We start from the raw sequence: 17,503 nt of genomic DNA on the forward strand, positions 1-17,503 counted from the left end.
ATCGGCATGATCCGCATCAAGGCTGGGGTGTCCCGCCGGGCCGTCCGCGAGGAGGAGCCGAGGCCACTTCGCCGGGTTCTCGCGCTGGGGCTGCCCACGGTCTGGGGCGCCATGGCGATCACGTACAAACTGGCCTGTCCGCTCGCCCAGCAGAACGGCATCGGGGCGCGGATCGTCACCAGCGCGGTCTTCTTCGCCGTCGGCACCGGGCTGATAGTCCACGTCCGGCAGGCGCTGATGCGTGAGCTCAGGGCCGTCCGCCGGGTCGCGGGCGCCGCCCAGAGCGCCCTGCTGCGACCGCTGCCCCCGCGCATCGACGGCCTGAACGTCGCGGCCGCCCAACTCGCCACGGACCGCGCCGCGGTGGTCGGCGGCGACCTGTACGAGGTCATCGCCACCGAGCACGGTGTACGTGTGGTCATGGGCGATGTACGGGGCCACGGCATCGGCGCGATCAGCACCGTCGCCGCCGTCCTCGGCTCGTTCCGCGAGGTCGTCCACGACGAACCCGAACTCGGCTGCGTCCTGCGGAAGTTGGACCGGGCCCTCGCCCGTCACCTGCGCGAACGCGCCCGCGCCGAACACCCCTCCGCCGGCCTCGAACCGGACAACCCGGTCGCCGAGGAGTTCGTCACCGTCCTCCTCCTGGAGATCCGCCCCGACGGCGAGATCCGCGCCCTCAACTGCGGCCACCCCTGGCCGTACCTCCTCAGCGGCCCCCGCGTCGAACACCTGACCAGAGTGGACCCCCTCCCACCCCTCGGCCCCTTCCCCCTCCCACCGGAACTCCCGGTCCTCCACTGCGGCCCCCTGCTCCTGGACGAAACCCTGTTCCTCTACACAGACGGAGCCGAGGACGCGAGAAACGCCCGGGGCAACTTCTTCCCCTTGGAGGGGGTACTCACCGAGGCCCTCCACGAAATCCCGCTGGCAGCACCCCAGTTGCTCTTGGGTGCCGTCTTCACGGCTCTGTTACGTCATACCGCGGGTGCTCCTACGGACGATGTGGCGCTGCTGGCTCTTCGCAACGAACGGCAACGCCTACGCCCTAAAGGGGCGCGGGGAACTGCGCGACCAGCCACAACGCACCCGCACCCGACAACGCACCTCCAAGCCCCCGGCGTCTAGTCGCCCCGGCAGGGTCGCCGCACTGTTTGAGGGGGAGCCGGCGACCCCGCAGGCCTCTGGCGAGGCACTCCAGTGAACCGACCAGCAACTCTCAGCAACAGAGCGCGCACCCTAAGGATCCGGGCACTCCATTCGCACCCCGTGTGAACGGCCCCGCACTACTCTGTCCGCACCGATGCACCCGGGGGTCATCCATGCAGCCCAACACTCTGCTAGACGCGATCCTCGACGAGGCAGGCATCTCGCACGCCGGCCTCGCCGCCCACGTGAACCAGGCGGGCCGCACCCGCGGACTCGCGTTGCGGTACGAACACACCGCAGTGGCAAGGTGGTTGAAGGGCCAACGCCCCCGCGGCCAAGTCCCCGACCTGATCTGCGAAGTGCTCGCGCAGCGCCTGCACCGGCCGGTGACCCTCGACGACATCGGCCTCGGCGTCCCCGGCGAACCGTCGACCCCGCACGGCACCTCCCTCTCCGGTTTCGTCGAGCGGGCCACCGCCCTGTGGCGTTCCGACGAGCAGCAGCGCCCGCACATACTGGGCGCCCCCGCCGTCACCGGCACGCCCGCCGTGATGCCCGTGTGGGAGTGGGAGAACCCGCCCGAGGACACGGACGTCTCCCGCGGCGGCCGGCACCGGGTCACCGCCGGCGACCTCGACATGCTGCGTGCAGCCCGCACCCACTACGAGCAGATGTACCGCAAGGCCGGTGGCATCGCGACCCGCACCCGGATCGTCGGCTTCCTCAACGCCGAGGCCGCCCCGCTGCTGCGCGGCAGCTACACCGACGCGATGGGCCGTCAACTGCACCGCGCCACGGGCGGGTTGGTGGCGATCGCCGGCATCTGCGCGTACGACTCGGACGCGCACGGTCTGGCCCAGCGCTACTTCCACCAGGCGCTGCGGCTCGCGAAAGCCAGCGGGGACCAGGGACTTGGCGCCTATGTCATCGCGCTGCTGGTCAACCAGGCGCTGTTCATGCGGGAGTACCGGCAGGCCGTCGCCTTCGCCGAGGCCGCGCTGCGGGCCGCCGGCAAGCACATCACCCCGGCGCTCGCCTCCGACCTGTACGCGATGCAGGCCAAGGCGTACGCGCACCTGGGCGACGGCACGAGCGCCCTGTCCTGCATCCGGCGTGCCGAGACGGCCGCCGAACGCATCCGGCGCGGGTACGAACCCGACGAGACGGGCTATGTCCAGCCGGGCCTGGTCAACGTCCAGGTGGCGGAGGCGCTGCTCAGCCTCGGCGAACTCGTGGCCGCGAGCGAGCATGCCGAAGCCGCCGTCGGTGAGCCGGCGCACGACCGCGGCCGGGTGCACCGGCTCGCCATGCTGAGCACGATCGAACTCCGCCAGGGAAACGCCGAGAAGGCGGTGGCCGCGGCCGTGCAGATGGCCGAACAGGCCCGCGGAATGGAGTCCCAGCGGCTGCGCGACAGACTCCGCGCGGTGCGCGAACACCTGGTGCGCAGCGGCGGTTCGGGCACCGCCGAGGCCGCCGAACTCATCGACGGGGCGCTGCGCGTACCGCTGTAGACCCGGCCCATGATCACCGACACGTCTTCGTTCCTGCTGCGATATTGCCACTTACTCGACGGAAGGTGGCAGAACCGTGCAGTGGACGAAACAGAACGAACAAACTGTGTACTCAAATCGCTGGTTCAGCGTCAACCTCGCAGATGTCGAACTGCCCGACGGCCGGCATCTCGACCACTTCCTGATCAAGCTGCGGCCGGTCGCCGTGGCCACGGTCGTCAACGAGGCCAATGAGGTGCTCCTGCTCTGGCGGCACCGCTTCATCACCGACAGCTGGGGGTGGGAACTCGCGGCGGGCGTCGTCGAGGACGGCGAGGACCTCGCGTACGCGGCCGCCAGGGAGTTGGAGGAGGAGACCGGCTGGCGACCGGGACCCCTGCACCACCTCATGACCGTGGAGCCCTCCAACGGGCTCACCGACGCCCGGCACCACATCTACTGGTCCGACGAGGGCGAGTACATCGGGCACCCCGTGGACGACTTCGAGTCCGACCGCCGGGAGTGGGTCCCGCTCAAGCTCGTCCCCGACATGGTCGCCCGTGGGGAGGTCCCGGCCGCCAACATGGCGGCCGCGTTACTGCTGCTGCACCATCTCAGGCTCGGCCAGGACAGCCCGCGCTGAACTCCCCACCCGGTCCTGGCCTTTCAATGTCCCAGGGCCTGCCAGATCGTCACGACGAGCGCGCCCACCGCCGTCAGCGCCGCGACCGCGGGCAGCGGCCAGCGGGAGTGTTCGAGGGCGACGATCCGGGCGCTCAGGTCGTCCATCTCCTTGTCGGTCTCCTCCGTACGATGAGTGAGCAGCGCCAACCCGCCCTCGACGCGCGCGTAGGCGACGTCGAGGCGGCGGCGTAACTCTGCGAGTTCTCCATGGACCACGGGATGCTCGGGGTCGGCGGTCACGAGTCCGCTCCTTTCCGTAGTCGGAACATCCCTTGCATGCGCATGAAGAGTCAACTCGCCTGGTGGGCGCGAGGGGAGCGTGTGCGCGCGGCATATGCGAGCCCGGTGCGCACACGGTGTGTGAATGACGTGGGCCCGGCACCACCGAGGTGCCGGGCCCATCGCAATCGCTCTTCGTAGTCGATCGCTCTTCTTCGTCAGGCGTAGGAGTCGTCAGGCGTAGGCGTAGAACCCCGAGCCCGACTTCCGGCCGAGCCGGCCCGCGTCCACCATGCGCTGGAGCAGCGGGGGAGCGGCGTACAGCGGCTCTTTGTACTCCTCATACATGCTCGACGCGACCGAGGCGACCGTGTCCAGGCCGATCAGGTCGGACAGCTTCAGCGGGCCCATCGGGTGGGCGCAGCCGAGCTCCATGCCGTTGTCGATGTCCTCGCGGCTGGCGATGCCCGACTCGAACATCCGGATCGCGGACAGGAGATAGGGGATCAGCAGCGCGTTGACGACGAAGCCGGAGCGGTCCTGGGCGCGGATCGCGTGCTTGCCGAGCACCTTCTCGGCGAAGGCCTGGGCACGGGCGAGCGTGCCCTCGGAGGTGGTGAGCGCCGGGATCAGCTCGACGAGCTGCTGCACCGGGGCCGGGTTGAAGAAGTGGATGCCGATGACCTGGTCCGGGCGCGAGGTGGCGACCGCGAGCTTCACCAGCGGGATCGAGGAGGTGTTGGAGGCCAGGATCGCGTCCGGGCGGGTCACCACCTGGTCGAGCACCTGGAAGATCTCCGTCTTCACCTGCTCGCTCTCCACGACGGCCTCGATCACCAGATCGCGGTCGGCGAACTCGCCGAGGTCGGTGGTGAAGCTGAGCCGCGCCTGGGTCTCCGCCAGCTCGTCCGCGCTGATCTTGCCGCGCTCGGCCGCCTTGGTCAGGGAGTTGAACAGCCGGGTCCGGCCGATCTCCAGGGCCTCGCCGGTGGTCTCGGCGACCTTCACGTCGAGGCCGGCCCGGGCGCACACCTCGGCGATGCCCGCGCCCATCTGACCGCAGCCCACGACTCCGACGCTCGCGATGTCTCCCGCCGGGATGTCCGTCACATCGTCCCCTTCGCTGATCTCCGCGTGCGGCAGGACGCCTTTGGTTCGGTGCCCTGCTCCGATCGTGCACGTTACCCGTAAGTATCGATGATCGATCGCGCGGGGACGTGCATCCTGGGCGGCGGAGACGATCCGTGACCGCGCGGATCCGCTGGGTATGGGGGTGTTGTGAAGATGGGGCGACTGTCTCGCCGGACGTTCGCACTGGCCGCGCTGGCGACCCTGGCGGCGGCGCCGGACGCGAGCGCCGCACCGGACGTCCGCCACCGGCGGTGGGTGGACCCCGAACTGCGGGGTGTGTGGGTGGCGACCGTGGCCAACCGGGACTGGCCCTCGCGGCCCGGCATGACCGCGGTCGAGCAGCGCACGGAACTGATCGCCCAGCTCGACCTCGCGGTGCGCAACCGCCTCAACGCCGTGATCTTCCAGGTCCGTCCGACCGCCGACGCGATGTGGCCCTCGCCGTACGAGCCCTGGTCGCAGTACCTCACCGGGACCCAGGGCAAGGACCCCGGCTGGGACCCGCTGGGGACGGCGGTCGAGGAGGCGCACGCCCGCGGTCTGGAACTGCACGCCTGGTTCAACCCGTACCGCATCGCCAACCACACCGACCCCACCAAGCTGGTCGCCACCCACCCCGCGCGCAAGCACCCGGACTGGGTCGTCGTGTACGGCGGCAAGCTCTACTACAACCCGGGGCTGCCGCAGGTCCGCGCCTTCGTGCAGGACGCGATGCTCGACGCGGTCGCCAAGTACCCCGTGGACGCGGTGCACTTCGACGACTACTTCTACCCGTACCCGGTGGCGGGCCAGACCTTCGACGACGACACTGCCTACGACCGCTACGGCGCCGGCTTCCCCAACCGGGCCGCCTGGCGGCGCGACAACATCGACAAGCTGGTGCGCGAGACGGCGGCCCGGATCAAGAGGACGCGGCCGGGCACGCAGTTCGGCATCAGCCCGTTCGGTGTGTGGCGCAACCTCGCCACCGACCCGCTCGGCTCGGACACGCGGGCCGGGGTGCAGACGTACGACGATCTGCACGCGGACACCCGCAAGTGGGTGCGGGAGAACTGGATCGACTACATCTGCCCGCAGTTGTACTGGAACATCGGCTTCGCCGCCGCCGACTACGCGAAGCTCGTGCCCTGGTGGGCGGACGTGGCGAAGGGCAGCGGGACGCGGCTCTACCTCGGCGAGGCGCTGTACAAGGCCGGCGACCCCGTGCAGCCCGCGGCCTGGCAGGACCCCGCCGAACTGTCCCGGCACCTCACCCTGGCCGATCGCCGCGAAGAGGTCGGCGGGCATGTGTACTTCGCCGCCAAGGACGTGGCGGCGGACCGGATCGGGGCGATGGCACGCGTGGTCGCCGACCACTACCAGCAGCGGGCGAAGGCCCCGCGCTGAGCCATTTATTGGGGGCGAGGGGCCGGCGTCGGGCTACTGCAGCATCTCCTTGTGCCGGATCTCCGTGTCGGGGCCGGGCGAGCAGACGCCCTCGTGGCCGTCCTCGAAGCGGACGCGGTAGGGCGGGTTGCCCTCCGCGCCCAGCACCTCGACGATCTCGCCGATCCTGTCGTGTTGGCCGACCACCCTGCCGTGCTGGACAAGCCGGTCACCGATGGTTGCACGCATCTGTCGGATCTCCTCACCATGTGTGGGAGCAGCGGTCCGGGGCTTCGAGTCTACGGCGCGGGACTCCTGTCGGTACCTGCCCGTACGTGCCTCTCAGCCCCGGGACCGCTGGGTCACGGCGATGCAGACGAGCACCGCAGCGGCCGTCACGGGAGCGGCCACCGGGAGGTGTTCGCCCAGCAGCAGCACCGACCACACGAGCGTCAACAGGGGCTGCGCCAGCTGGAGTTGGCTGGCTTTCGGGATGCCGATCGCGGCCATGCCCCGGTACCAGACGACCAGGCCGAGGAACTGCGAGCCCGCCGCCACCCACAGCAGTCCGGCCACGCCGTGCGCGGTCAGATGGACCGGCTCGAAGTACAGCGCGACGGCGGCGCCCGGCACGGTGAGCGGCAGACACAGCACCAGCGCCCAGCCGATGACCTGCCAGCCGGGCATGACCCGGGCCAGCCGGCCGCCCTCGGTGTAGCCGGCCGCGCAGACCAGGAGCGCGCCGAAGAGGTAGAGGTCGGCGGTGGTCAGCGCGCCGCCGCTCTGCTGCACGGTGAAGGTGATCACCGCTGCGGCGCCCGCGAGGGCCGCCGTCCAGAAGGTGCGGGAGGGGCGGGTGCCCATGCGCAGGGCGGAGAACAGCGCGGTGGTGAGGGGAAGCAGGCCCACGACGACGGCTGCGTGGGCGGTGGTCGAGGTCTGCAGGGCGAGCGTGGTCAGGAGCGGGAAGCCGATGACGACACCGGCGGCGACCACGGCCAGACCCGCCCAGTGCCGACGTTCCGGCACCCGGACTCGTAGGGCCAGCAGACAGCCGCCCGCGATGAGCGCCGCGAGCACACTGCGTACGGCGACCAGCGCCCAGGGGCCGAAGCTCTCCAGGCCCCACGCGGTGGCGGGAAAGGTCAGAGAGAAGGAGACGACGCCGAGGGTGGCAAGGAGGGTGCCGGCGCCGGTCGACTCGGTGGCCGTCTCGGTGGTCTGGGGGCCGCTGACCGTTATCCGTTTCGGTTCGGTAGCGCTACTCTGTGCTCTCATGCAAGAGCGTAGCAGTGTCGGTGAACTGGCGAATCAGCTGCGACAGGAGTTCGACCGCTACTCGCCGGGTGGAAAGCTCCCGTCGAGCCGCAGTCTCGTCGAGCGGTTCCGGGTCAGCCCGGTGACCGTCTCGCGGGCCCTGGCCCAGCTGGCCGCCGAGGGACTGGTGGTCACCCGGCCGGGAGCCGGTGCCTTCCGGGCCAGGGCGCGGGCAGCGACCGCTCCCACCGGGGACACGTCCTGGCAGGAGGTGGTGCTGAGCGCCGACAGCGCCGCCGACCTCGTACCGCGCACGGTGGACGCGTCCGGGGTCCTGGCCACGCTCGCCGCGCCACCGCCCGGGGTCGTCGAGTTCACCGGCGGCTATCTGCACCCCTCCCTCCAGCCGGAGCGCGCGATGGCGGCGGCGCTGTCCAGGGCGGGCCGGCGTCCCGGCGCGTGGGGGCGGCCGCCGGTGGAGGGGCTGCCGGAGCTGCGGGAGTGGTTCGCGCGTGACATCGGCGGCGCGGTCACCGCGGCCGAGGTGCTCGTCACGTCCGGCGGCCAGTCCGCGCTGACCACAGCCCTGCGCGCACTCGCTCCGCCGGGCGCGCCCGTGTTGGTCGAATCACCCACCTACCCGGGCATGTTGGCGATCGCCCGGGCGGCGGGCCTGCGTCCGGTCCCCGTCCCGGTGGACGCGGACGGCGTCCGCCCGGAACTGCTCGCCGACGCCTTCCGGGCCACCGGCGCGCGGGTCTTCGTCTGCCAGCCGCTGTTCCAGAACCCGACGGGCGCGGTCCTCGCCCCCGAACGCCGGCCCGAAGTCCTGCGGATCGCCCGCGAGTCCGGCGCGTTCGTCATCGAGGACGACTTCGTACGACGGCTCGTGCACGAGGACGCGGGGCCGCTGCCGAGTCCGCTCGCCGCGGCCGATCCCGACGGTGTCGTAGTCCATGTCGGCTCGCTCACCAAGGCGACCTCGCCGAGCTTCCGGGTGGGCGCGCTGGCCGCCCGGGGCCCGGTCATGGAACGGCTGCGCGCCATCCAGATCGTCGACACCTTCTTCGTTCCGCGCCCGCTGCAGGAGGCGGCCCTCGAGCTCGTCGGCTCGCCCGCCTGGCCACGTCATCTGCGGGCGATCTCCGGGGAGTTGAAGACACGCCGAGACACGATGACCGCGGCCCTCCAACTCGACCTCCCTGAACTCGCCCTCCCGCACATCCCGTCGGGCGGCTACCACCTGTGGCTGCGCCTGCCCGACGGCACGGATGAGCTGGCCTTCACCTCGGCGGCCCTGCGCGCGGGCGTCGCGATCACCCCGGGGCGGCCGTACTTCAGCGCGGAGCCTCCGGCGGCGCACGTCCGGTTGAGCTTTGCCGCGGTGGCGGGGGTGGGGGAGATCGTGGAGGGGGTACGGCGGTTGCGGACGGCCTGCGACGAGGTGCGCTAGGGCGCGGGTGCCGGCGCGGCGACGAACTCCAGGGAATCGAGCAGTTCGGCCGTCAGCCGTATCCCCGTTATTCGCTCGGCGAGGGCGAACGCGGCCTCGGTGTGCTGATGGTCCGACTCCTGGTCGGGGTCCAGCTGGAAGCCGGACTCCCGCATCGCCACGAGGTGGCTGTCCGCGCCGCTGCCGTCCCTGCGGTGGGGGAACAGGGGCTCGAAGTGCAGCAGCAGTTCGCCGTCCGCCAGCCAGAGGAAGTGGTCCACCGCGTCGACGTTCCGGTGGTGGGAGACCACGGTCCGCCCCGCCGACACCGTGCGTATCGCGGACGACGACACCCCCAGATAGCCGTTCACCTCGACCATCAACGCCCAGTCGCCGAGGGCGGCGACGGCGACGAACAGCTCGGCACCCCCGGTCCGTTCCCAGCAGTCGAAGGACGGCTCGAACAGGCCCGCCACCCCCGTGATCCGGGTCCCGTGCCCGGTGCCGCCCACGGCCGACAGCAGGTCCGCCGGAGCGATGCCGTCGGCCAGCGTGATGCAGTACGCCTCTCGCAGCCCCGCATGGCGCTCGCGCAGCCAGGCGTAGTCCCTCGCGTGCGGTGTCCTCCCCGTCATGCCCTGAAGGATGCCAGCCGCCACTGACAACCCCCGTCCGCCCATCGAAACCCGCTCGACAGCCCGCCCCCGACCTGCGAATCTCCCGCCATGACCGACACCCCTGGCCTCCCCGACGGCTACGAGATCTCCACCGACCGCGACCGCCTCGACGCCGACCGTGTGCACCGCTGGCTGTCCACCGACGCGTACTGGGCCCTCGGCCGGCCGCGCGAGAAGCAGGACCGGGCGATCGAGGAGTCGCTGAACTTCGGTGTGTACGAGGCGGCTTCGGGTGAGCAGGTGGCGTACGCCCGGGTCCTCACCGACCGCGCGACCTTCGCCTGGCTGTGTGACGTGTACGTCGACCCGTCGGTGCGCGGCAAGAGCATCGGCACGGCGATGGTCGCCGCCGTCCGCGACCACCTCCAGCCGTACGGTCTGCGCCGCATCCTCCTCGCCACGGCGGACGCCCACGGGGTCTACGAGAAGGTCGGCTTCCAGGCGCTGCCCCACCCCGAGCGGTGGATGGCGCTGCTGCTCCAGCCGGAGGTTTGACGCGATTGTCCAGCAGGTCCACACCGTGAAGTGAGGCCTCGCGCACCCTGGGTAACACCCGGCCAACACCCCTTGACCTGCGTACTTTCCGGACTGACGATCACGGCATGCAACTTCGGGTCACGTTCGTCGCCGCGGCGCGCAGCTCCCCGCTGCTCGCCGAACGCTTCGAGGACGACCGCCCGCTGGACCAGGCCGGATGGGGCGAGGTACAGCGCGCCGCCCACGACCTGGTGCCGCTCTCGGTCGCCGAACTGCGCTACTGCTCACCCACTCCCCGCAGCCGCTCCACCGGCGAGGGCCTCGGCTACGCCCCGCTCGTCCAACTCGCCCTGCGCGACTGCGACATGGGCCGCTGGCGCGGGCTGACGCTGGGCGAGGCGATGGCCCGGGAGCCGGCCCTGGTGGACGCCTGGCTCGCCGACCCGCGGTCCACACCCCACGGCGGCGAGTCGCTCCTGGACTTCATCTCCCGCGTCGGCAACTGGCTCGACACCCGGCCCGTCGAGGACCGCGGCCGCATCGTCGCCGTCGCCGAACCGTCCGTCATCCGCGCGGCGTTGGTGTACGTCCTGAAGGCGCCGCCGTCGACGTACTGGAACATCGACGTACGCCCCCTGTCGACGATCACGTTCACGGGGCATGCCGGGCGCTGGAATCTCCGCTTCGACGGGGTGCCGACGCAGCCGTCACAGGCGTAGCAGTCGCAGGTGTAGTAGTCACAGGTGTAGTAGTCACAGGCGTAGGAGTCACAGACGTGGCCGGCGTTCAGTTCTCGCGGTCCTCGCGTGCGTAGTCGGTGATCAGCACCAGGTCCTTGGCCGGACCGCCCACCCGCCACACCGTCCGCCAGTGGTCCGCGTCCAGGACGGTGAACTCGCCCCGGTAGAGGTCGGCCGCGCACGGATGGTCGGCGATGTACCGCCCGCTGCTCAGGTCCAGTTCGTGAAAGGGCCGCCCGTCGGCGAAACGCACGTCCGCCGTCCCCGGCACCGCCCCCGGCAGAAACCTCAACGTCCGCTCGGCGGGCCGCGCGACACCCTGCCAGGTGAACGTGCCGGACTCCTCGTGCAGCAGCCCGCCCTTCAACAGACCACCGCCTACCGGCAGTTCACCCTCCGGCGGCCCCTCCTCCGGCAGCGCCCCGAACACGGTCGCCCCCTCGAAGCGCCCCTCGTCCCCGCTCACCAGATCCCGCACCGACCGCTCCACGCGCCACCGCCCGGCCAGATGCGCCAGCACGTCCGGCACGGGCCAGAACTCGCCCATCCTCAACGCCTCTTCCGCAGTCGGCGCAGCCAATCCGGGGACTCCAAGGGGTCCTTGCGCCCGGCCTCCGTACGGATCTCCTGGTACGCCGCGTGACTCGTCGCGCGGAAGGCCTCCTCGTACGCGGCCAGCGCCCCGCCGACACCTCCGCCGCCGGAGCCGCGCCGCCGGATCCAGCGTGCCGCCCAGGTGAGGGACCCGAGGACCAGGGCCAGGCAGGCGACGGAGATCAGGTACGGCCACAGCGCATGCATGCCCTCGACCTTACGTCCCGGCTTTCGCGTCTCGAAAGTTCTCGATTCCGGGCCCCATTGACGCGCTCATGCCCCTTCCCTATCTTCCCGTTCGAAGTGTTGACCAGCGTCTGATATGTCGAACAACTTCAAGAGCCGCGGAGTATCCATGTCACGCACCGCCCGCACCCGCCTGAGACTCGGTCTGGGTGCCAGTGCCTTCCTGCTGGCCGTCGGTCTGATCCCGGCCGCTCCCACGCCCGCCCACGCCGACGACGTCACCGACTACGCGATCACCGTCGACCCCGCCGCCAAGGGCGCGAAGATCGACGACACGATGTACGGCGTCTTCTTCGAGGACATCAACCGCGCCGCCGACGGCGGCCTGTACGCCGAGCTCGTGCAGAACCGGTCCTTCGAGTACTCCACCGACGACAACAGGTCGTACACCCCACTGACCTCCTGGACGGTCGCCGGTTCGGCGCAGGTGGTGGACGGCGACGGACGGCTCAACGCCCGCAACCGCAACTACCTTTCCCTGGCCGCCGGTTCGTCGGTCACGAACGCCGGCTACAACACCGGCGTCCACGTCGAGGCGGGCAAGAAGTACGACTTCTCGGTGTGGGCGCGGGCGGAGGCGGGGGCCGGCCTGAGCGTTGCTCTCGGTGATGCGGACGGGTCGCTCGCAGACGCACGCCAGGTGGCCGTGAAGGGCGGCTGGGCCCAGTACAGGGCGGCCTTCACCGCCGCCCGCACCAGTTCCACCGGTCGCCTCACCGTCGCCGCCTCCGACGCGGTGGCCCTCGACATGGTGTCCCTCTTCCCGCGCGACACCTACAAGCACGAGCCCAACGGCCTGCGGAAGGACCTCGCCGAGAAGATCGCCGTCCTGCACCCGGGCTTCGTCCGCTTCCCCGGCGGCTGCCTGGTCAACACCGGTTCCATGCAGGACTACAGCGCCGCCTCCGGCTATCAGCGCAAGCGCTCGTACCAGTGGAAGGACACCGTCGGGCCGGTCGAGACGCGCGCCACCAACTCCAACTTCTGGGGCTACAACCAGAGTTACGGCCTCGGCTACTACGAGTACTTCCGCCTCGCCGAGGACATCGGTGCCATGCCGTTGCCCGTCGTGCCGGCGCTGGTGACCGGCTGCGGTCAGAACAACGCCGTCGACGACGACGCGCTACTCAAGCGGCACATCCAGGACACCCTCGACCTCATCGAGTTCGCCAACGGCCCGGTGACGTCGACGTGGGGGAAGGTCCGCGCCCGGATGGGGCACCCGAAGCCCTTCCACCTCACCCACATCGAGGTCGGCAACGAGGAGAACCTGCCCGTCGAGTTCTTCGCCCGCTTCCAGCAGTTCCGGGCCGCCATCGACGCCGAGTACCCGTACATGACGGTGATCTCCAACTCCGGCCCGGACGACGCCGGTTCGACCTTCGACACCGCCTGGCGGCTCAACCGGGACGCGAACGTCGACATGGTCGACGAGCACTACTACAACAGCCCGCAGTGGTTCCTGCAGAACAACGACCGCTACGACTCCTACAGCCCCACCGGCCCCAAGGTCTTCCTCGGCGAGTACGCCTCTCAAGGCAACGCCTTCAAGAACGGCCTCGCCGAGGCTGCCTACATGACCGGCCTGGAGCGCAACGCGGACGTCGTCAAACTCGCCTCCTACGCACCGCTGTTCGCCAACGAGGACTATGTGCAGTGGCGCCCGGACATGGTGTGGTTCAACAACCACGCCTCCTGGGGCTCGGCCGACTACGAGGTCCAGAAGCTGTTCATGACCAACGTCGGTGACAGGGTCGTGCCTTCGACGGCCACCGGCACCCCCTCGCTCACCGGCCCGATCAGCGGCGCCGTCGGCCTGTCGACGTGGAACACGACCGCCGCGTACGACGATGTGCAGGTCACCGACGCCGACGGCAACACGCTGCTGAGCGACGACTTCTCCGGTGACGCGTCGCAGTGGACCCATACGGGCAGCGGGAGTTGGGCGGTGCAGGACGGGCAGTACGTGCAGACCACCGAGGCCGCCGAGAACACCATGGTGTCGGCCGGCGACCCGAGTTGGCACGACTACGACCTGCGGGTGAAGGCCACCAAGAAGTCCGGCCGGGAGGGCTTCCTGGTCGCCTTCGGGGTCAAGGACACCGGCAACTACTACTGGTGGAACCTGGGCGGCTGGAACAACACCCAGAGCGCCGTCGAACAGGCCGTGGACGGCGGCAAGTCGACGCTGATCGCCAAGGCGGGCAGCATCGAGACCGGCCGTGCCTACGACATCGACATCAAGGTGCGGGGCCGCCAGGTCACCCTCTACCTCGACGGCCAGGAGTGGGGCAGCTTCACCGACGACAAACCGGCCGAGCCCTTCCGTCAGGTCGTCACCAAGGATCGTCAGTCCGGCGATCTGATCGTGAAGGTGGTCAACGCCCAGGCGTCGGCGGCCCGTACGGCGATCGACCTGGGCGGTGCAAAGGTCGCCACGAAGGCCCGGGTGACCACCCTCGCCGCCGCGCCGGAGGCGGTGAACACCGAGACGGCCACTCCGGTCGCCCCGGTGACGTCCACCTTCAGCGGGGTCGCCGACACGTTCTCGTATACGTTCCCGGCGAACTCCGTCACCTTCCTGCGGATCAAGCAGAAGTAGCGCCACCGCCGTCCGCGGGCTGCTTCCCCAGCGGCAGCAGCCCGCGTTCGGTGAAGACCTTCTTCGCCACGAACGTCGCGTTCAGGGCCTTGGGGAAGCCGCAGTAACCGGCCGAGTGCAGCAGCGCCTCGACGATCTCCTCCGGTGTCAGGCCCACGTTGAGGGCCGCGTTGACGTGCACCTCCAGCTGGGGCTCGCAGCCGCCGAGTGCGGTGAGCATGCCCAATGTCACCAACTGGCGGTCGCGCGGGGGGAGTCCGGGCCGGGAGTAGATCTCCCCGAAGCCCCAGGCGACGATGTGATGGGCCATGTCGGGGCTGATGTCCTGCAGCGAGTCGATGACCCGCTGGCCCGCCTCCCCGTCGATCGCCCGCAGGATCTCCAGGCCGTGGGCGAAGCGTTCGTCGGGCGTGCGGTGCTGCTCTGCGTCGGTCGTCATGCCCTCGACAGTAAGAGCCGGAGCGGCGGGTTCATCACTGAATAATGCAGAGGGAATTTTTTGTTTGCCGAATGTTCACTTCCTCTTCGGTAAGACCGTGACCGCTCCCAGAATTCGCTCCATCACTTTTCACCGACGGAACAACCGAACGGAAACTCCGACCGTCTAAGTCGGCGAATCAATGACGTGCGGGGGCAACGCAGATGGATCGCTCGACCCTGTCTACAGGCTTTTCCTGTGGCTCTCCTCACAGGAACGCACGGCCACGTCCGGACAGGAACAGGGTGTGAAACGGACCATCTTTCCGGCCCGACCCAGGCAGCGCGCGGCTCTGCTCGCCGCGCTGCTCACCGTCGCCGTGTTCTGCGCCGCGGACGCGGTCGCCCGCAGCTATCCCTTCGGCTCGAACACACGGAGCGTCAACGACCTGGGCAACCAGTACGTCCCCTTCCACGCGCACCTGTGGGACCTGCTGCACGGCCGCGCCGACGGCGGTCTCCTCGTCAACTGGCAGTCCGGGTACGGCGCCAGCTTCCTGCCCGACCTCGGCACCTACCTCAGCAGCCCGTTCGCCCTGTTCGTCGCGGTGTTCCCGCGCGATCGGATCGACCTCGCGGTGTACGTCGTCACGGTGTCGAAGACGGCCGCCGCCGGCGCGGCCATGGCGTGGCTGCTGCTCACCCTGCGCCCCGGCCGCTGGTGGGGGGCGGGGCTCCTCGGCGCCTCGTACGCGCTGTGCGGGTGGAGCGTGGCCGTCGCCTCGTACAACCCGATGTGGCTGGACGGGCTGGTCGCGCTGCCGCTGTTCTGTCTGGTCGGCGAGTGGGCGCTGCACCGAAGGCGCCCACTGCTCGGCGTCCTGATCGTGGCGCTGGGCTGGATCGCCAACTTCTACACCGCGTACATGGCCACCATCGGCGCGGGCCTCGTGCTGCTCCTCCAACTCTGGCTCTCCGGACTGCCGTTGCGGCAGAAGCTCGCCACGGCGGGCCGCGCCGCGCTCACCGTCGCCCTCGGCGTCGGCCTGGCCGCCCCGCTCGTGACGGTCGTGTACTTCGGCACCAAGCACGCCTACCCGGGCCGGGTCGTGCACTTCACGCCCGTGCCCACGAAGGACATGCTGGCCCGCCTGCTCCCGACGACGTACAGCTTCGGCACGCCCGCCCTCTACGTGGGCATGACCGCGCTGCTGCTCGTCCTCGCCCTGCCCTTCCACCGCAAGGTCCCGCGCCGGGTGCGCGGCGGCTGGACGGTCCTGGTCGCCGCGGTGGCGCTGTCCCTCCAGTGGGAACCCACCCACCTGGTCTGGCACGCCTTCGCCACCCCGCAGGGCAGCGCCTACCGACAGGCCTTCGTGCTCTGCGCCCTGATGGTGATCGCCGCCTGGCACGCGCTCTCGTACGGCCCACCGGACCGGCGCGCGCTCGCTGCCGCGGTCGGACTGCTGGCCCTGATCACGGCGATCGCCAGCCGCAGCGCTTTCGTCCGCCCGGTGATGTGGCTCGTTCTTGGCCTGGCGGTCGTGGGAGCGGTGGGCGGACTCGCGCTGCTGGGACGGCTGGACAGGTCGCCGGCAGGTGTCGACGACCGGGCGGGGAGTGAGGGACAGGCCTCGACAGCCGATCGCGCCCGTACGGTCACCAGGCGCCGCACCCTGCTCGCCGGCCTCGCTCTCGCCCTGCTCTTCGGCGGCCAGTTCGGCGAGGCCGCCGCCACCTCCGCCGTGGCGAGCAGGCTGCGGCTCGGCAGCATGGACGACTACGCGCCCTGGGGGGACCGTCAGGCGACGGAGGCCTCGCTCATCGCGCGGGCCGACGGTTGGCCCGACTACCGGACGGACCCGGGGCGGGAACAGACCGTCGGCAACGACGCGCTCATGGTCGGCGGCCAGGGCGGCCAGTACTACAGCAGCCTCACCGCCGACGTCCTCAGCCGCACGCTCACCGCGCTCGGCGACGGTTGGACCTCCCGGGGCCGCAGCCTGCAGAGCCTCGACAACGCCGTCACCGACGCGATCTTCTCCGTCGGCGCCCGGGTGCACAACCCGCCCGACCCGCACCAGAACTGGTTCCCGCAGGACGGGTCCGGGCCGACGGTGACCCGCGAGGACGTACCGCCGCTGGTCACGGTACGACCGTCCGACGCGTCCTCGCGGGCGGGCTTCGGGGCATCCCCGTACCGCAACCAGGAGTTGGTGCTCGGCGCCCGCGTCTACACCGTCCCCGAGGTCACCGTCCGTACCAGCAGCGGCAAGCCGCCGCGCGCCGGCACCGCGGCCCACCCCGGGTTGCTCGTCGACGTCCCGGCCAAGGGCAGTGCGAACAGGCCGACGATCACGGCCAGTTGCCCGGCCGGCAACCAGGTCTATCTGTGGGCGCCGCACTACGCGGGCACCGCGCAGTTGGGTGACGGGCCGACCGGGCGGTTCCGGTCGGACGCGCCCGGCACCAAGATCGCCGCGATGCAGCCCCTCGGCACGGCCCCGGCCTCCGGGCGTCTGAAGATCGAGCTGACCCCGAGCAGGCCGAGCCGCGTCCCCGAAGGCGCGGTCGGCTGCCTGGACACCGCCCGGCTGCACACCGCCGTGGAGCACCTCAAGGCCACCGGCGCCACGAAGGTGAGCGTGGACGACGGCACGATCAAGGCCCAACTCCCCGCCGGCAGTACGGGAATCGCCGTCGTGGCGGCTCCCCGCATCGCCGGCTGGCGCTGCGCCGCCGGTGACCACTCCGCCGTACCGGCCAAGGCGTACCACGGCCTGATCGCCGTACCGCTGGACGGCTCTTCGACCAACCTGACCTGCACCTTCCACCCGCCCGGGCTGCGGCTTGGCAGCGCGGTGGGAGGGGTTTCGCTGCTCACCCTGATTCTGCTCGGCGTCCTCGGCGCCGTCCGCCGCCGACGGGCCGCTCGGCCGCCGGCCCCGTCGCCCACGACCACCAGAGACCTCGACCGGGCGAGCGCGTGACCCGCGCTCGGCGTCCGTTTCCCAGGGGGG

The 17,503-nt window shown here is 70.6% G+C and carries 17 protein-coding genes; 9 read left to right on the top strand and 8 right to left on the bottom strand.

The features are described 5' to 3' along the window. The first annotated feature begins 6 nt into the window (after window positions 1–6). The 3 genes from ACWDR3_RS27140 (at window position 7) to ACWDR3_RS27150 (ending at window position 3,285) form a co-directional block, all read left to right on the top strand. Window positions 7–1,128 carry a PP2C family protein-serine/threonine phosphatase gene (locus ACWDR3_RS27140; protein WP_450355186.1) on the top strand — a complete coding sequence of 374 codons (1,122 nt, stop codon included), beginning with the start codon at window positions 7–9 and terminating at the stop codon, window positions 1,126–1,128. 194 nt (window positions 1,129–1,322) lie between these two features. Then, on the top strand, window positions 1,323–2,663 hold the full coding sequence (locus ACWDR3_RS27145; protein WP_450355187.1) for a transcriptional regulator: 1,341 nt from the start codon (window positions 1,323–1,325) through the stop codon (window positions 2,661–2,663). Between the two features lie 76 nt (window positions 2,664–2,739). Next, window positions 2,740–3,285, top strand: coding sequence for an NUDIX hydrolase (locus tag ACWDR3_RS27150; protein ID WP_450355188.1), 546 nt, complete (start codon window positions 2,740–2,742; stop codon window positions 3,283–3,285). 23 nt (window positions 3,286–3,308) lie between these two features. On the opposite strand, the gene ACWDR3_RS27155 is transcribed toward ACWDR3_RS27150, so the two are convergent. After that, window positions 3,309–3,566 (bottom strand): hypothetical protein, encoded by a 258-nt coding sequence (locus ACWDR3_RS27155; protein ID WP_450355189.1) that lies wholly within the window; start codon window positions 3,564–3,566, stop codon window positions 3,309–3,311. Between the two features lie 213 nt (window positions 3,567–3,779). Continuing rightward, a complete protein-coding gene (locus ACWDR3_RS27160; RefSeq protein ID WP_401725030.1) occupies window positions 3,780–4,655 on the bottom strand; it encodes a 3-hydroxybutyryl-CoA dehydrogenase in 876 nt (291 codons plus the stop codon). Between the two features lie 174 nt (window positions 4,656–4,829). On the opposite strand from ACWDR3_RS27160, the gene ACWDR3_RS27165 reads away from it, so the two are divergent. Continuing rightward, window positions 4,830–6,062 (top strand): glycoside hydrolase family 10 protein, encoded by a 1,233-nt coding sequence (locus tag ACWDR3_RS27165; RefSeq protein ID WP_450355190.1) that lies wholly within the window; start codon window positions 4,830–4,832, stop codon window positions 6,060–6,062. 33 nt (window positions 6,063–6,095) lie between these two features. Here the strand turns inward: ACWDR3_RS27165 and ACWDR3_RS27170 are convergent, their stop codons facing one another. Both ACWDR3_RS27170 and ACWDR3_RS27175 read right to left on the bottom strand, forming a co-directional pair. After that, complete coding sequence (locus tag ACWDR3_RS27170; RefSeq protein ID WP_124002751.1) at window positions 6,096–6,290, bottom strand: DUF1918 domain-containing protein; 195 nt, start codon at window positions 6,288–6,290, stop codon at window positions 6,096–6,098. A 93-nt stretch (window positions 6,291–6,383) separates the two neighbouring features. Then, on the bottom strand, window positions 6,384–7,319 hold the full coding sequence (locus tag ACWDR3_RS27175) for a DMT family transporter (RefSeq protein WP_450355191.1): 936 nt from the start codon (window positions 7,317–7,319) through the stop codon (window positions 6,384–6,386). Here ACWDR3_RS27175 and ACWDR3_RS27180 point away from each other — a divergent pair. Then, window positions 7,318–8,751: an aminotransferase-like domain-containing protein gene (locus ACWDR3_RS27180; protein WP_450355192.1), complete on the top strand. Its 1,434-nt coding sequence runs from the start codon at window positions 7,318–7,320 to the stop codon at window positions 8,749–8,751. The two genes, ACWDR3_RS27175 and ACWDR3_RS27180, sit on opposite strands and share 2 nt — an antisense overlap. On the opposite strand, the gene ACWDR3_RS27185 is transcribed toward ACWDR3_RS27180, so the two are convergent. Continuing rightward, window positions 8,748–9,365 (bottom strand): DUF6461 domain-containing protein, encoded by a 618-nt coding sequence (locus tag ACWDR3_RS27185; protein ID WP_450355193.1) that lies wholly within the window; start codon window positions 9,363–9,365, stop codon window positions 8,748–8,750. The two genes, ACWDR3_RS27180 and ACWDR3_RS27185, sit on opposite strands and share 4 nt — an antisense overlap. Window positions 9,366–9,455: 90 nt before the next feature. On the opposite strand from ACWDR3_RS27185, the gene ACWDR3_RS27190 reads away from it, so the two are divergent. Together ACWDR3_RS27190 and ACWDR3_RS27195 are read left to right on the top strand one after the other, a co-directional pair. Continuing rightward, on the top strand, window positions 9,456–9,902 hold the full coding sequence (locus ACWDR3_RS27190; protein ID WP_450355194.1) for a GNAT family N-acetyltransferase: 447 nt from the start codon (window positions 9,456–9,458) through the stop codon (window positions 9,900–9,902). 107 nt (window positions 9,903–10,009) lie between these two features. Next, window positions 10,010–10,603 (top strand): histidine phosphatase family protein, encoded by a 594-nt coding sequence (locus ACWDR3_RS27195; protein ID WP_450355195.1) that lies wholly within the window; start codon window positions 10,010–10,012, stop codon window positions 10,601–10,603. Window positions 10,604–10,670: 67 nt separating this feature from the next. On the opposite strand, the gene ACWDR3_RS27200 is transcribed toward ACWDR3_RS27195, so the two are convergent. Continuing rightward, window positions 10,671–11,171 carry a DUF6314 family protein gene (locus ACWDR3_RS27200; protein WP_450355196.1) on the bottom strand — a complete coding sequence of 167 codons (501 nt, stop codon included), beginning with the start codon at window positions 11,169–11,171 and terminating at the stop codon, window positions 10,671–10,673. Between the two features lie 2 nt (window positions 11,172–11,173). After that, the gene (locus ACWDR3_RS27205; protein WP_450355197.1) at window positions 11,174–11,425 is read right to left on the bottom strand and encodes a hypothetical protein; all 252 of its coding nucleotides are present in this window, start codon (window positions 11,423–11,425) and stop codon (window positions 11,174–11,176) included. Window positions 11,426–11,573: 148 nt separating this feature from the next. Here ACWDR3_RS27205 and ACWDR3_RS27210 point away from each other — a divergent pair, with 148 nt between their 5' ends. Continuing rightward, window positions 11,574–14,066, top strand: a complete 2,493-nt coding sequence (locus ACWDR3_RS27210; RefSeq protein WP_450355198.1) for an alpha-L-arabinofuranosidase C-terminal domain-containing protein — start codon at window positions 11,574–11,576, stop codon at window positions 14,064–14,066. On the opposite strand, the gene ACWDR3_RS27215 is transcribed toward ACWDR3_RS27210, so the two are convergent. Next, complete coding sequence (locus tag ACWDR3_RS27215) at window positions 14,053–14,505, bottom strand: carboxymuconolactone decarboxylase family protein (RefSeq protein ID WP_450355199.1); 453 nt, start codon at window positions 14,503–14,505, stop codon at window positions 14,053–14,055. The genes ACWDR3_RS27210 and ACWDR3_RS27215 overlap by 14 nt on opposite strands. 286 nt (window positions 14,506–14,791) lie before the next feature. On the opposite strand from ACWDR3_RS27215, the gene ACWDR3_RS27220 reads away from it, so the two are divergent. Then, window positions 14,792–17,473, top strand: coding sequence for a YfhO family protein (locus tag ACWDR3_RS27220; RefSeq protein WP_450355200.1), 2,682 nt, complete (start codon window positions 14,792–14,794; stop codon window positions 17,471–17,473). The last annotated feature ends 30 nt before the right edge of the window (window positions 17,474–17,503 follow it).

It is taken from the genome of Streptomyces sp. NPDC001002, from assembly GCF_053599215.1.